Raw genomic sequence first — 14,556 nt, 5'->3', positions numbered from 1 at the left:
GTCTGACCGCCGCTTGTATCAGAGCCGCGCGTCTTGACCTTAGCCGATCTCTAATGCGGAAACTCCAGCCCCATCTCGCGGTAGCGCTCGGGATCGTCGCCCCAGTTCTCGCGCACCTTGACGAACAGGAAGAGATGCACCTTCTGCTCGAGGATGCCTGCGATTTCCATGCGCGCGGCCTGGCCGATGGCGCGGATCGTCTCGCCCTTATGGCCGAGCACGATCTTCTTCTGGCTGTCGCGCTCGACATAGATTGTCTGGTCGATGCGCACCGACCCGTCCTTCTTCTCTTCCCATTTCTCTGTCTCGATGTGGGAGGAATAAGGCAGTTCCTGATGCAGCCTGAGATAGAGCTTTTCGCGGGTGATCTCGGCTGCGAGCTGGCGCATCGGAAGGTCGGAGATCTGGTCTTCAGGGTAGTACCAGGGTCCGGCCGGCAGGGTCTCGGCGAGATAGTCGAGCAGGTCCTTGCAGCCGGACCCCGTCAGCGCCGAAACCATGAAGGTGCGCTTGAACGGCACCCTTTCGTTGGCTGCCGCCGACAATGCAAGCAACGTCTCGTGCTTGACCCGATCGACCTTGTTGAGGATCAACACCATCGGCTGCCGGACATCCTTCAGCCGCTCGAGGATGGCATCTGCATCGCCCCGGATGCCGCGCTCGGCATCGATCAAGAGCAGCACGATATCGGCGTCCTTGGCACCGCCCCAGGCTGTGGTCACCATCGCGGTGTCCAGCCGGCGCTTCGGCTTGAATATGCCCGGCGTGTCGACGAAAACGATTTGCGCGTTGTTGTGGGTGGCAATGCCGCGCACGATGGCGCGCGTGGTCTGCACCTTGTGTGTCACGATCGACACCTTGGCGCCGACCAATTGGTTGACCAGCGTCGATTTCCCCGCATTGGGCGCGCCAATCAGCGCGACGAAGCCGGAGCGGGTAGCGGGCGCTTCTGTTGCGGGAGCTTCGGTGGCGGTCATGCGGCACTCCCTTGATCGAGCCAGACGCCTTCCCGCTGCAGAAGTGCCGCGGCCGCAGCCTGCTCCGCTTCGCGCTTGGAGCGCCCGCTACCGGTCGCCGGCGGATAGGCGCCGACCTTCACACTGACGGTGAACAGCGGATCGTGGTCCGGTCCCTCGCGGCTGTCGATTATGTAAACCGGCACTGCGCTTGCCGCCTGATGCGCCCATTCCTGGAGTTCGGTTTTCGCATCGCGACGGGCGGCGTCAATGGCTTGCGAGCGCGGCTGCCAGTATCTGTGGATAAAGGCACGGGCCGCTTCCAACCCGCCGTCGAGATAGAGCACGGCGATCAGCGATTCCAGTGCATCGGCGCGCAGATTGACGCGCTTGCGCCCATCGAGGCCGCGTACGTCCGAACCGGCGCGAATGAGTTCCGGCAGGCCGATCTCATCGGCGATTTCCGCCAGGGCCTCGGCGTTGACCAGGGCGTTCAGTCTGAGCGACAGCTCACCCTCGGCAGCGTCGGGAAATGCCGCCAGCAGCATATCGGCAACGACAAGGCCGAGAACGCGGTCGCCCAGGAATTCGAAACGTTCGTAGTCGACGCCGGCATGACTGCCGCGAGCGCTGGCATGGGTCAGCGCCCGCTGCAGGCGCTGGTGGTCGCCAAAACTGTGGCCGGTGCGCTCCTTGAGCGCCTCGGCGAGCGCATCGGCGGTCAACCGTTTCGTCGCCGCCATGGTCCTAATTGACGAAATGGAACAGGCGCGAGGCGCGCATCTGCGACGGCCATTTCCAGATTTCGAGCGGGCTGGCGCTGCCGCCGATCGAGAAGAAAATGAGGTTGGCGCGGCCGACCAAATTCTCGTCCGGCACGAAGCCGACGGTGAAGCGGCTGTCCGACGAGTTGTCGCGATTGTCGCCCATCATGAAATAGTGACCGGGCGGCACCTTGAACTCTTTGGTATTGTCGCCGATCGAAGCCTGCGTCAGGTCGAGCGTGTCGTAGCTGACGCCGTTCGGCAGCGTCTCGCGATAGACATCGACCGGCCCGTTCTCCTCGGTGATGTCGCGGTTGTCGATCTGCCCGACTTTGACGCGCGGCACGCCCACGTCGTTGATGAAGAGCTGGCCATCCTTGACCTGGATCTTGTCGCCCGGCAGGCCGACGACGCGCTTGATATAATCGACAGAAGGATCCGGCGGAAACTTGAACACCACCACGTCGCCGCGCTTCGGCTCGGAGCCCCAGATGCGGCCCGAAAAGATGTTCGGCCCGAACGGCAGCGAATAGCGGGAGAAGCCGTAGGACCACTTGGTGACGAAGAGATAGTCGCCTTCGAGCAAAGTCGGCCGCATCGACCCGGACGGGATCGAGAACGGCTGGAACAGGAGCGTGCGGATGACCAACGCAAGCAGCAGGGCCTGGACGATGACGCTGACGGTTTCGCCAAGTCCACCGGATTTCTTCTGGGTTTTTTCAGCCACGCTCATGTCGTCCTCGATTGTGCGTTGGATGGTATAGAGTCTCGGCGCGCGCTGGGCAACGTCATGCCGGTGGTCAGATGCAATCAATGTGGCGCTTCTTCGACCGGCAACGCTTCAATGATCACAAAGGCTTGAGCGAGCGGAAAATCATCGGTTATGGTGAGGTGGATCACGGCTCGGTGCCTTTCAGGCAGGATTTCGTCCAGCCGCGCTGCCGCCCCGTTGGTGAGCGCCATGGTCGGCTTGCCGCTGGCCAGGTTGACGACCCCCATGTCACGCCAGAACACACCCTGTGCAAGACCGGTGCCCAACGCCTTGGCGCAGGCCTCCTTGGCGGCGAAACGCTTGGCGTAGGAGGCCGCACGCGCCGCGCGGTTTTCAGAGCGCGCCTGTTCGATCTCGGTGTAGATGCGTTGGATGAAGCGCTGACCGTGACGTTCCAACGACTTCTCGATGCGTCTGATGTCGATGAGATCGCTGCCGATACCGATAATCATTCGGCGGGAACTTCCGGCCCGGTTTTTCCAGCCTTTGCCGCTCTTTCGGCCAGACGCTTGCGGCGCTGCTCCTGGAAAGTGACCATGCCCCAGCGGGTGATGCCGTAAAACAGCAGCCCGAAAACCAGGCCGAGCGGTATTGCGCCAACCGTCATCGGCTTCAGCACCGGTCCCCACAATTGCGCAAAGGAAAGATTGTGCAGCATGTCGCCGAGATGGGCAGGCGGTCCGTGTGCCGGCAGGTGTTCATGCAGGATCAGCTTGCCGACCTCCCAGGAGGCGGCCCATAGCAGCGGAAAGGTAAGGGGGTTGCCGAAGACCGTGCCGAGTGCTGCGGCAACCAGATTGCCGGCGATCAGCCAGCACAGGATGGCGGCAATGATGAAGTGGAAGCCAAGCGGGAAAAACGACGCGAATACGCCCGCCGCAACACCGGCGGCCACGGCATGCGGCGTGGCTCTAAGCCGCAGGATGCGCTTGGAAAAATACCGCAGCGAGCGCGAGAACGAGCGGCGCGGCCACAAATAAGTACGCACCCGCTCTAAGAAACCATCAGGCTTGCGCCGTCGAAAAAGCACTCTGTTCCTGTTCCTAGTTCCGTCAATAGCTTCACGCCGGCTTCTCCAGCCGGGCGCGACAGCCCCATGCTGCGCTCTGCGGTCGCCGAAAAGCAACTACGACTTTGATATAGCGATGCGCTGGCCGAAGAACAACGAGGCCGAGGGCATCCGCTCGGTGGCCGGTCGCGCCAGCCTTGGGTATCGCCGTTCTGAACAGGGCATGATCGCGGCGAATTTAAGGAGCGCCACTTAGGGTCGATATTCGCTGACCTCGACGAGGTTGCCGTCCGGGTCACGAAAATAGACCGACATCATCGCGCCACGAGCGCCGGCACGCTCGACCGGGCCGACCTCTATCACCACGCCATTGGCGGCGAGGTTGGCACATATCTCGGCGAGCGGACGGGCGGCAATCAAGCAGAAATCTCCGGAGCCCGGGGTCGGCGCCTTGGCCTTCGGCTCGAAGGTGTGCCCGACCTCATGCACATTGATCTTTTGCGTTCCAAACAGCAGCGCCGTCGGCCGGTCCGGCTCGTCGAGGCGCTTGAAGCCAAGCACGCGCTGATAGAAGGCGCAGGTGTCTTCAACGGAGCGAACCGTCAGCACGAAATGGTCGATACCAGCAATCACGGCAGCGCCTCTTGACTTGTTTTATGCATTTCTTTGTCCCAAAACCGCTGCACATGCTCGGTTCAAGCCCGAGGATAAGCTTTGGGCGACATGCATTAGATATTGCGGCTGCCCGGCTTGATCGCCGGTAGGGCGGCAAGCTCGGGCGGCAGCCTGTCGGCCGGATAGGCCGGAACCTCGTATTCGGCGAGCGCGATCAGCGGCACGCCGACATCGGTCTTGCCGGCCGAGCGGTCAATGATGCACGCAGCGGCAACGACATCGGCGCCAAGTGCGCGCAGACAGTCGATGGTCTCGCGGATCGACAGGCCGGTGGTGACGATGTCCTCGACAATGACGACGCGCGATCCCTTGGCGATCTCGAAGCGGCGCAGCCTGAATTCGCCCCCTTCCCGCTCGACCCAGATCGCCGGCACACCAAGATGGCGCGAGGTCTCATAGGCCGGGATCAGCCCGCCGATCGCCGGGCCGACGACGTAGTCGATCCTGCCGGGCACGCCAGTGCGGATCTTTTCGGCGAGCGCCTTGCACAAGCGCTCGGTCTTGTCGGCATGCATGAAAACGCGCGCCTTCTGCAGGAAGACCGGGCTGCGCAGGCCGGACGTCAGGATGAAATGCCCTTCAAGAACGGCGCCGGCCTCGCGGAAAATGCCCAGCACTTCGTCGGTGTTCATCTTTCACTCCATGCCCATGGTGAATGTGAATGGTGAATTGTAGTGAGTAGTGAGTGCACTCTCTTTCACTATTCACTATTCACTATTCACTATTCACTATTCACTATTCACTATTCACTATTCACTATTCACTATTCACTATTCACTATTCACCCATTCACGCGTCGCGCGTCGCTGACGCTCGAATTGTCCTTTAGCTGCGACAGCAGCCTGTTCAAGTGCTTGAGGTCCCACACTTCGAGATCGATCAGCATTTCGGTGAAATCGGGCGCGGTGCGCACCATCGACAAAGTGTGGATGTTGGCATCGTTGGATGCGACGACTTGCGCAATGTCGGCTAGCGAACCCGGCGCGTTGATGGCGGTGACCGAGACGCGCGCCGGGAACCGCTCCTTGGTGCGCTCGTCAATATCCCAGCGCACGTCGATCCAGCGCTCGGGCTGGTCGTCAAAGGCCTGCAACGCCGGCGACTGGATCGGATAGATGGTGATACCGGTTCCCGGCTGCACGATGCCGACGATGCGATCGCCTGGCACTGCCCCTTCCGGCGCGAAGCGCACCGGCAAATCGCCGCGCACACCGCGGATCGGCACCGCATCGTCGCGCGGCTGGTTTTTATCCTTGCGCGCGGCGCGGCCCGGAATCTGGAACAGCATGCCGGCGGCATTGCGGATCTTCGACCAGCCCTCCTCGCGCTGCTTGGGCGCGACCAGCGTGACGCGCTCGTCCTTGTAGTCGGGAAACACCGCCTTCATGACATCGGTGGAGGCAACTTCGCCTCGGCCGACCGCGGCCAGCACATCCTCGATGTCCTTGCGCGCGAGGCGGTGCAGCACCGGCTTCAGGCTTTCCTTGGTGAAGGTCTTGCCGGACCGTTCGAAGGCGCGCTCCAGAATGCGGATACCGAGACCTGAATATTGCTTCCGAATAGCGTTCTTGGTGGCGCGGCGGATGGCCGACCGCGCCTTGCCGGTAACCACCACCGATTCCCATGCCGCAGGCGGCACCTGCGCCTTCGAGCGGATGATCTCAACCTCGTCGCCGTTCTTCAGCTCCGTCATCAGCGGCATGATGCGGCCATTGACCTTGGCGCCGACGCAAGTGTCGCCGACATCGGTGTGGACGGCATAGGCAAAGTCGATCGGCGTGGCGCCGCGCGGCAGCGCGATCAGCATGCCCTTCGGCGTAAAGCAGAACACCTGGTCCTGGAACAGTTCCAGCTTGGTGTTTTCGAGGAAGTCCTCGGGGTTGTCGCCTTCGGCAAGCTGCTCGATGGTGCGCCGCAGCCAGGCATAGGCATTGGTTTCCTTCGAGATCGCATGGGCGGCACCATTCATCTTGCCGCCGGTATCCTTATAGATCGAATGAGCGGCGACGCCGTATTCGGCGATCTTGTTCATCTGGTAGGTGCGGATCTGCAATTCGACGCGCTGGCGCGACGGGCCGACGATGGTGGTGTGGATCGAGCGGTAGTCGTTCTGCTTCGGCGTGGAGATGTAGTCCTTGAAGCGGCCGGGCACCATCGACCAGGTGGTGTGGATGGCGCCGAGCGCCCGGTAGCAGTCCTCGACGGTATCGACGACGACGCGAAAGCCGAAGATGTCGGACAGCTGCTCGAACGACAACGCCTTGGCTTCCATCTTGCGGAACACCGACCACGGCTTCTTCTGCCGGCTCTTGACCTCGGCCTTGATCGAATATTTGTCGAACAGCGTGGAGAGCGCCTTCTCGATCTCGGACAGCACACCCTTGTTGCGCTCGAAGATTTCGGCGAGCCGTGCGGTGACGGCGCGGTAGGCTTCCGGATTGATGAAGCGGAAGGCGATCTCCTCGAGCTCCTCGCGCATGCCTTGCATGCCCATGCGCCCGGCCAGCGGCGCATAGATGTCCATCGTTTCCTCGGCGATGCGCAGGCGCTTGGCTTCCGGCACATAGTCGAGCGTGCGCATGTTGTGCAAGCGGTCGGCGAGCTTGACCAGCAGCACGCGAACGTCTTCCGAGATCGCCAGCAACAGCTTGCGCAGGTTCTCCGCCTGCTCGGCCTTTTTGGAGACGAGGTCGAGCTTCTTCAGCTTGGTCAAGCCTTCGACCAGCTTGCCCATTTCCGGGCCGAACAATTCGTCGATCTCGGCCCTAGTCGCCGTGGTGTCCTCGATCGTGTCATGCAGCAAGGCAACGGCGATTGTCGCCTCGTCCATGTGCATTTCGGTGAGGATGGCGGCGACTTCGAGCGGATGCGAGAAATAGGGATCGCCGGAAGCGCGCTTCTGGTGGCCATGCTTCTGCATGGCGTAGACATAGGCCTTGTTGAGCAGCGCCTCGTTGACGTCAGGCTTGTAGCGCTGGACGCGCTCGACAAGCTCGTACTGACGCATCATGGGCAGGATCTCGCAATGCTGAAATGAATCATGCGCCGCACTGGCGTACGGCGCATGTCATAGATAGCCACGAAACCGCCGACGCGAAAGTGTCGGCAGTTGTCGCTAAGATCAATAATCGTCGCTTTTTTCCGGCGGCACCAGACCTTCGATGCCGGCCAACAGGTCTTCTTCGGTCATGCGATCGAAGGTGACGTTGTCCTCGGCGTCGTCGGCATCGGTGGCCGCAACGGCGCTGCCGGTCTGGTCGGCAATCGCCTCGCCATCGGCTTCCGGCTCATCGACCTCGACATGCTTCTGCAGCGAATGGATGAGATCTTCCTTGAGGTCGTCCGGCGACAGCGTCTCTTCGGCGATTTCGCGGAGCGCAACGACCGGGTTCTTGTCGTTGTCGCGCGGTACGGTGATCTGCGCGCCCTGGCTGATCTGACGGGCGCGGTGGCCGGCCAGGAGCACCAGCTCGAAGCGGTTGTCGACCTTGTCGATGCAATCTTCAACGGTTACGCGGGCCATGAGTTGCCCCTTTCATGCCTGGATTTAATGGAAAACAGGCGCGGTCCATAACCCGAACGCCGCCAAAATACAAGCTTTTATGGCGGTGCGCAGCTCTGACGCGGGCCGCCTACGACGACACAGCGCCGATCACAATTGCTTGCAGTGCGGCATGGCGCCTTGGATTGCCGTAAAACTGGCGTTATCTCGAACAATGAAGGCCAACAGGTCTATTATCAGACCGGTATCAGACTGGCCGGTAGTCGCGACGCATTTAGACGACCGCTTATTTCGAAAAAGGACATTTTTCCATGTTCGATCCTCGTGAAAAAATCGCTCTCTTTATCGACGGTGCAAATCTCTACGCCACCTCGCGCGCGCTGGGTTTTGACATCGACTACCGCAAACTTTTGTCGAGCTTCCAGAAACGCGGCTATCTGCTGCGCGCCTATTACTACACCGCGCTGGTCGAGGATCAGGAATACTCCTCGATACGTCCGCTGATCGACTGGCTCGATTATAACGGCTTCAAGGTGGTGACCAAGCCGGCCAAGGAATTCACCGACTCGACCGGCCGGCGCAAGATCAAGGGCAATATGGATATCGAGCTGACCGTCGATGCGCTGGAGCTTGCCGACGTCGTCGACCATTATGTCATCTTCTCAGGCGACGGCGATTTCCGTACGCTGGTCGAGGCGCTGCAGCGGCGCGGGCGCAAGGTGTCGATCGTCTCGACGATGGCGTCGCAGCCGCCGATGATCTCCGACGATCTGCGCCGCCAGGCCGACCATTTCATTGACCTGATGACACTCAAGAACGAAGTCGGCCGCGATCCGTCGGAGCGGCCGGTGCGTCGGCCCGAACCGGCCGAAGTCGACGAGGAAGACTATTGACGGTCGTTGCCTTGACCGCGCCCCTGGTCGTCTCGCCCGAACCCGATCGCGATTGCCCGCTCTGCCCGCGGCTGCACGGCTTCATCGCCGAGTGGCGGCGGCGCGAGCCGTCCTGGTTCAACGCGCCAGTGCCGACCTTTTTGCCGCCGGAAGGCGAGGACGCGGTGCGCTTGCTGATCGTCGGCCTGGCGCCTGGCCTGCGCGGGGCGAACCGGACCGGGCGCCCCTTCACCGGCGATTTTGCCGGCGACCTGCTCTACAACACGCTGATCGCGCACGGCTTTGCGCGGGGCGAATTCAAAGCGCGACCAGATGACGGGCTGGAGCTTGTCGGTACGGCGATTACCAATGCGGTGCGCTGCGTGCCGCCGGATAACAAGCCGGTTGGCGCCGAGATAGCGACCTGCCGGACGTTCCTGGTATCGACGATTGCGCGGTTTCCAAATCTGCGCGCTGTGCTGGCGCTGGGCTCGATCGCGCACCAGTCGACCGTGCGGGCGCTCGGCCAACGCGTTGCCGCCTATCCGTTTCGGCATGGTGGGCAGCGGCAGGCCAATGGCATCACGCTGTTTTCCAGCTATCATTGCTCGCGCTACAACACCAATACCGGCGTGTTGACGGAAGCGATGTTCGTCAACGTCTTCAGTCAGATAGAAGCTTTTCTGAAGACATAGAGTCGGACGACGCCCGCCAGGGCACGAGCCCTAGATTCGAGCAATCGCAAACAACCAGGCCAGGAGATCCAGCAACCACAGAAACAGTGCAAGCTGCAGCGCGACGCGCAGGCGTTGGATGATCCGCCAATTGCTGGCCATGTCGGATTTGATGCGCAGCAAGCGCTCGGTGCATCCCGTCCACGGTTGCGGGAGGGTGCTGATCGACGAAGTCGTGGAGCAGCTTCTTGGGATCGAAACGGAACGTATAGTTATAATACGGCCACACCATAATCGCGACCAGCAGCCCGATCAGAAAGAGCAATGTCAGCGCCATCCAGTCCCAAGGCCCTACGCCATCCAGGAGCGCCCTGCCTCCAAGGAGAGAACTCGCGAACGCAGTTGCGAAAATCAGATTGCCAGCGCGCGTACTGAGACTTTCAACCACACCCCGCTGGTGTTGGAGGCCACGCACCGCCTCCGCGTAGACAAATGCCAGGCGGGGGTCGCCGCCGTCCGTCGCTGCAGGCGGGGCGTTGCTGTCATTGGTCGATGAAGGGCGCTTTGGCATCAAATGTACTTAGCACAGCGCCACCTGCGATATGAATTGGCGAAGGCTTCGTCGTCATCGCGCCACTGAGGGTGCTTTCGGGCGGACAGGAATAGTGTCAATCCGACGCCGTCGCTTCAGGCTCTGCGGCAAACAACGCGGCCAGCGTCGCCGGCCCGCCTTGGAGAACATTCAGGTCGACGTCGCCGCTGATGCCGTCGACGCGGCCCCGGTTGTGGTACTGCCAGTAAATCCAGGCGTCATGGCCTGGCCGCAGCGCCAGCGAACGCAGCCAGCGCCGGCGGCCGGCTACCTGCCCGGCATAGGCTTGGGCGGCCTCGTCGGTCACATAGAGGATCGCCGTCTTGCCGAACGCTGCTTCGACCGGGCCGAGGAAGGCTGAGAGTTCGGCGCTCAGCTGTTCGGGAGTTGGCCGCTGCGGGCAATTGCCGCCGAACTCGATGTCTACCACCGGCGGCAGCAAAGGCTGATCGCGCGGCACCACCGAGATAAAGTTGCGTGCCTGATCGGCACCCGGCCTGCAGAAGGTGAAAAAGTGATAGGCGCCGACGGCAAGGCCGGCGGCGCGGGCCGCACGCAAATTGCCCGCGAAGGCATCGTCGACATGGTCGCCGCCTTCAGTTGCCTTGATAACGGCGAAGGCGACATCGTCGGCGGCAACACGCCGCCAGTCGATCTGCCGCTGATGGTGGGAAACGTCGATGCCCCTGATCGGATATTTGCCGCGATCCGGAGAAAACGTCTGAAAGTAGGTATAGCCGCCGGCCAGGATGAGGCCCGCCATGAGCAGACCGGCAGCACCCCACAAGACGATCCGGTTTTTCAACAGAGACCTATCCCTATTGGTCCGCCCTGCCCGCCGCTATGGCTCCGGGCGTTCGTCGCTCGAAAAGCCAAATCATTGGCTTTCCTCCGCTTCGGACCGCCCCTCACCCTCGCTCTTTCAGCAGCCGGCCCTTCTCGCGCGACCAGTCGCGCTGCTTTTCGGTCTCGCGCTTGTCGTGCAATTTCTTGCCACGGCCAACGGCGAGCAGCAGCTTGGCACGGCCCTGGTCGTTGAAGTAGATCTTCAGCGGTACCAGCGTCATGCCTTCGCGGTCGACGCTCTGCGACAGCTTGGCCATCTCGCGCTTGTTGAGCAGGAGTTTGCGGCGGCGGCGTGGCTCGTGGTTGAAGCGGTTGGCCTGCAGGTATTCCGGCAGATAGGAGTTGATCAGCCAGATCTCGCCGCCCTCGACCGAGGCGTAGCTGTCCTGGATGTTGGCCTGGCCCTGGCGCAGCGACTTCACTTCGGTACCGGTCAGCACCAGGCCGGCCTCGATCGTGTCGAGCACCTCATAGGAAAACCGCGCCTTGCGGTTTTCCGCAACGGTCTTGTTGTTGGGATCGGCTTTTCTGACTTGATTCATGATGCGGAGAGGTGGCGCCTCATCCCTAGTTTATCAAGCCGGCGTGCTTCATCGCCGCGTCGATCTTCTCGGCGGTCGACGGCTCGACCGTCATTAGCGGCGAGCGCAGCACGTTTTCGACCTTGCCCAGCTTCGACAGCGCATATTTCGCGCCGGAAACGCCGGGCTCCATGAAAATCGCCTTATGCAGCGGTAACAGACGGTCCTGCAGGTCGAGCGCCTTGGCGCTGTCGCCGGAAAGCGTTGCCTCCTGGAATTCGGCGCAGAGCCTGGGCGCGACATTTGCTGTCACCGAGATGCAACCGACACCGCCATGCGCGTTGAAGCCGAGTGCCGAGGCGTCTTCGCCGGAGAGCTGGATGAAATCCTTACCGCAAGTGGCGCGCTGCTCTGAAACCCGCTCGACCTTGCCGGTGGCATCCTTGACGCCGACGATGTTCTTGAAGTCGTGTACCAATTGCCCCATCGTCTCCGGGCTCATGTCGACCACCGAGCGCGGTGGAATGTTGTAGATGATGATCGGCAGGCTGGTCGCCTTGGCGACGGCGGCGAAATGCGCATAGAGGCCGCGCTGCGTCGGCCTGTTGTAATAGGGCGTGACGACAAGGGCCGCGTCGGCGCCCGCCTTCTCGGCATACTGAACCAGGCCGACCGCCTCTTCGGTGTTGTTGGAGCCGGCGCCGGCGACGACCGGAACCCGGCCCTTGGCGACCTCGATGCAAACCTTGACGACTTGGCGGTGCTCGTCATGCGACAGCGTCGGCGACTCGCCGGTGGTGCCGACCGGGACCACGCCCGTCGTGCCTTCCGCGATCTGCCACGCGATGAACGCGCGAAAGGCTTTCTCGTCGAAACGGCCGCTCTTTTCGAACGGTGTAACGAGCGCGGTCAGCGAGCCTCTCAGCATGTCGTCCAACTCCTTGGGGCCTTTCGGGTTTTGTCGTGCGCGCCTTCTAGCCGAAAGCGAAGCGGCGCACCATAGTCTCGACATTGTTGCGCGGCAAGCATTGCGCCGGCAATCGCAATTCGAACGACCTCGACAAAGTTTCTTTACGGGCCCTTCACCACCGACGAATAGGCTTCGGTTCAACTGTGCCTGTTGTAACGTCGAAGAACAGGAAATGACCAGATCCATGCCGGCCAGGCGGCCTCATCTTTTCGCGCTTTTCGGCGCGATCGTCGCGTTGATACCCGGCGCGGCGATCGGCGGCAGCGTCGATATGCGGGTCACGTCGGCGATCCCGATGACGGCGCCGGACAACGATGCGCTGCCGCAGTCCCCGTCGCCTTCCGCCAGCGTTGCGATGCTGAAGAGCGGTCTCGACGCGCTGGCGGCAAACGACATCCAGCGCGCGCGCCAGATGCGCGAGGCGCTGCCGGCCAAATCGCTCGATCGGCACATCCTTGCCTGGGCGATAGCGCTCTATGGCGGCGACCAGGTGCCGAGCGGCGACATCGCCGATGCCGCGAAGATGCTGCCGAACTGGCCGGGCACGATCGCCTTGCGCAAGAACAGCGAGCGCGCGCTCTATCGCGAGAACCCCGCGCCACAGGTCGTGGTGCGGGCGTTCGACGGCAGCCAGCCGCTGACCTTCGAGGGCGTGGTGATCCTGGCCCGCTCCTATGTAGCGCTGGGCGATACGAAGGCGGCGCGCTCGGTGCTGTCGCCGTTCTGGCGCACCGAAAAGCTCGAAGCCAGGGACGAGGCGGCGGTCATCCGCGAGTTCGGCGCGCTGATCCCGGCCGCCGACCATCGCTTCCGCATGGAGCGCATGTTCTATGCCGACCGGGTCGCTTCGGCGCTGCGCGTCGCCGGTCTCGCCGGCGCCCAGCAATTGGCCGACGCCTGGGCGGCAGTCACCAAAGGCGACAAGAACGCGGCCAAGCTGCTGAAGGCGGTGCCGACAGCGCAGCGGGCGGCCGGCTATCTCTTTGCCGAAGCCGAATATCTGCGCAAGCAGCAGAAATTTTCAGACGCTGCCGCGCTGGTGCTGAAGGCGCCGGGCGACCGTGACGCGCTGGTCGATCCGGACGCCTGGTGGGTCGAGCGCCGGGTGCTGTCGCGCGCGCTGGTCGACCAGGGCGACATGAAGACCGCCTACAGAATAGTCGCCGCGCACGCCGCCGAAAGTGCCGCCAATGCCGCCGAGGCGGAATTCCACGCCGGCTGGTACGCGCTGCGCGGCCTCAACGATCCCGGCACCGCCGCGAAGCATTTTGCGCGAATCGCGGAGCTCGCCCAAGGGCCGATGTCGCTGTCGCGCGCCTATTACTGGCTCGGCCGCGCTGCTGAAGTCGGCGGGCCCGGCAATGCCAAGGATTATTTCAGCCGCGCCGCCAGCTACGGCACGACCTTTTACGGCCAACTCGCCGGCGAGCGCGTCGGCCGGCAGACCCTCAACATCGTCTACCCCCAGCCAAGTGCCGCCGACCGGCGGAATTTTGCCATCCGCGAGGCGGTCAGCGCCATCAAGCGGCTGCAGGAGGCCGGCTATGACCGCTACGCCGAAACGCTCTACCGCGACCTTGCCGGGCAGCTGAACAGCCCCGGCGAACTTGCGCTGCTGGCGGCGCTGGCGGAAAGACAAGGCAACCATTTCATGGCGCTGAAGGTCGGCAAGATCGCCGGCGCCCGCGGCATCGACGTCGGCGCGCTGTCGCATCCGCTCGGCGTCATTCCCGACACCGCCAACATCACCGGCTCGGGCAAGGCGCTGGCCTATGCGATTGCCCGGCAGGAAAGCGAGTTCAACATCGGCGCTGTCTCCAGCGCCGGCGCGCGCGGACTGCTGCAGCTGATGCCGGGCACGGCCAAGCAATTGGCGAAGAAGGCCGGCATCACATTTTCTCAGGCCCGGCTGACCACCGATGCCGGCTACAATGCAACGCTGGGCGCTGCCTTTCTCGGCGAGCAGCTCGGCCGTTTCGATGGCTCCTACGTGCTGACCTTCGCAGGCTACAATGCCGGCCCCACCCGCGCCGCCCAGTGGGTGGCGAAATACGGCGACCCGCGCGGCAAGGACGTCGACGCCATCGTCGACTGGATCGAGCGAATTCCCTATACGGAAACAAGAAGTTACGTCCAGCGCGTGATGGAGAATTACGAGGTCTACAAGATGCGCATTTCCGGCAAATACGACATTGTCGGGGATCTGGTGAACGGCCGAGGGTGACGACCGGGCTTCAAGCCAAGTCAGGCTGCGATCCTTCGCGCCCCCCTCTGTCCTGCCGGACATCTCCCCCTCTAGTGCAGGGCTATCGCATATGAGTGATGGCATTGATGAGATAGTCGTCGTTCCAGGCGCATTTCTTGATGCGATGGCTGATGGGGACTTTGGCAGCATCGGCGGTC

General features: G+C 62.6%; 16 protein-coding genes. 3 read left to right on the top strand and 13 right to left on the bottom strand.

Annotated elements, in window-relative coordinates:
• Nucleotides 1–50 precede the first annotated feature (50 nt).
• From era to rpoZ, 9 genes are all read right to left on the bottom strand, one after another.
• The gene (era, locus tag NKJ84_RS23905) at nucleotides 51–977 is read right to left on the bottom strand and encodes a GTPase Era (protein WP_023677765.1); all 927 of its coding nucleotides are present in this window, start codon (nucleotides 975–977) and stop codon (nucleotides 51–53) included.
• Nucleotides 974–1,699: a ribonuclease III gene (gene rnc / locus NKJ84_RS23900; RefSeq protein WP_254820195.1), complete on the bottom strand. Its 726-nt coding sequence runs from the start codon at nucleotides 1,697–1,699 to the stop codon at nucleotides 974–976. Before rnc ends, era begins: the two co-directional genes overlap by 4 nt.
• Nucleotides 1,700–1,703: 4 nt before the next feature.
• Entirely contained in the window at nucleotides 1,704–2,453 is a 750-nt protein-coding gene (gene lepB, locus NKJ84_RS23895; RefSeq protein WP_352508500.1) for a signal peptidase I, read from the bottom strand.
• 77 nt (nucleotides 2,454–2,530) lie between these two features.
• Nucleotides 2,531–2,944 carry a holo-ACP synthase gene (acpS, locus tag NKJ84_RS23890; RefSeq protein WP_254820193.1) on the bottom strand — a complete coding sequence of 138 codons (414 nt, stop codon included), beginning with the start codon at nucleotides 2,942–2,944 and terminating at the stop codon, nucleotides 2,531–2,533.
• On the bottom strand, nucleotides 2,941–3,522 hold the full coding sequence (locus tag NKJ84_RS23885) for a DUF2062 domain-containing protein (protein ID WP_254820192.1): 582 nt from the start codon (nucleotides 3,520–3,522) through the stop codon (nucleotides 2,941–2,943). The genes acpS and NKJ84_RS23885 overlap by 4 nt, the downstream gene beginning before the upstream one ends.
• A gap of 231 nt (nucleotides 3,523–3,753) precedes the next feature.
• Entirely contained in the window at nucleotides 3,754–4,134 is a 381-nt protein-coding gene (locus NKJ84_RS23880; RefSeq protein WP_352480324.1) for a VOC family protein, read from the bottom strand.
• A 95-nt stretch (nucleotides 4,135–4,229) separates the two neighbouring features.
• Nucleotides 4,230–4,808 (bottom strand): orotate phosphoribosyltransferase, encoded by a 579-nt coding sequence (pyrE, locus tag NKJ84_RS23875; RefSeq protein ID WP_352508499.1) that lies wholly within the window; start codon nucleotides 4,806–4,808, stop codon nucleotides 4,230–4,232.
• A 149-nt stretch (nucleotides 4,809–4,957) separates the two neighbouring features.
• On the bottom strand, nucleotides 4,958–7,186 hold the full coding sequence (locus NKJ84_RS23870) for a RelA/SpoT family protein (RefSeq protein ID WP_352508498.1): 2,229 nt from the start codon (nucleotides 7,184–7,186) through the stop codon (nucleotides 4,958–4,960).
• A 111-nt stretch (nucleotides 7,187–7,297) separates the two neighbouring features.
• A complete protein-coding gene (gene rpoZ, locus NKJ84_RS23865; protein ID WP_023677773.1) occupies nucleotides 7,298–7,699 on the bottom strand; it encodes a DNA-directed RNA polymerase subunit omega in 402 nt (133 codons plus the stop codon).
• A gap of 290 nt (nucleotides 7,700–7,989) precedes the next feature.
• On the opposite strand from rpoZ, the gene NKJ84_RS23860 reads away from it, so the two are divergent.
• Entirely contained in the window at nucleotides 7,990–8,571 is a 582-nt protein-coding gene (locus NKJ84_RS23860) for a LabA-like NYN domain-containing protein (protein WP_292657898.1), read from the top strand.
• On the top strand, nucleotides 8,568–9,245 hold the full coding sequence (locus tag NKJ84_RS23855) for a uracil-DNA glycosylase (RefSeq protein WP_352508497.1): 678 nt from the start codon (nucleotides 8,568–8,570) through the stop codon (nucleotides 9,243–9,245). The genes NKJ84_RS23860 and NKJ84_RS23855 overlap by 4 nt, the downstream gene beginning before the upstream one ends.
• A 30-nt stretch (nucleotides 9,246–9,275) precedes the next feature.
• Here the strand turns inward: NKJ84_RS23855 and NKJ84_RS23850 are convergent, their stop codons facing one another.
• From NKJ84_RS23850 to dapA, 4 genes are all read right to left on the bottom strand, one after another.
• A complete protein-coding gene (locus tag NKJ84_RS23850) occupies nucleotides 9,276–9,407 on the bottom strand; it encodes a hypothetical protein (RefSeq protein WP_352508496.1) in 132 nt (43 codons plus the stop codon).
• A 485-nt stretch (nucleotides 9,408–9,892) separates the two neighbouring features.
• On the bottom strand, nucleotides 9,893–10,621 hold the full coding sequence (locus NKJ84_RS23845; protein ID WP_352508495.1) for a GH25 family lysozyme: 729 nt from the start codon (nucleotides 10,619–10,621) through the stop codon (nucleotides 9,893–9,895).
• A 103-nt stretch (nucleotides 10,622–10,724) separates the two neighbouring features.
• A complete protein-coding gene (gene smpB / locus NKJ84_RS23840; RefSeq protein ID WP_006202221.1) occupies nucleotides 10,725–11,204 on the bottom strand; it encodes an SsrA-binding protein SmpB in 480 nt (159 codons plus the stop codon).
• 25 nt (nucleotides 11,205–11,229) lie between these two features.
• Nucleotides 11,230–12,111 carry a 4-hydroxy-tetrahydrodipicolinate synthase gene (dapA, locus tag NKJ84_RS23835; protein WP_254820184.1) on the bottom strand — a complete coding sequence of 294 codons (882 nt, stop codon included), beginning with the start codon at nucleotides 12,109–12,111 and terminating at the stop codon, nucleotides 11,230–11,232.
• Between the two features lie 226 nt (nucleotides 12,112–12,337).
• Between dapA and NKJ84_RS23830 the strand changes: the two genes are divergently transcribed.
• Nucleotides 12,338–14,377, top strand: coding sequence for a lytic transglycosylase domain-containing protein (locus tag NKJ84_RS23830; RefSeq protein WP_352508538.1), 2,040 nt, complete (start codon nucleotides 12,338–12,340; stop codon nucleotides 14,375–14,377).
• The last annotated feature ends 179 nt before the right edge of the window (nucleotides 14,378–14,556 follow it).

It is taken from the genome of Mesorhizobium sp. M0048 (genome assembly GCF_040323405.1).
Taxonomy (GTDB): domain Bacteria; phylum Pseudomonadota; class Alphaproteobacteria; order Rhizobiales; family Rhizobiaceae; genus Mesorhizobium.
This window is presented reverse-complemented; position numbering and strand designations above follow the sequence as displayed.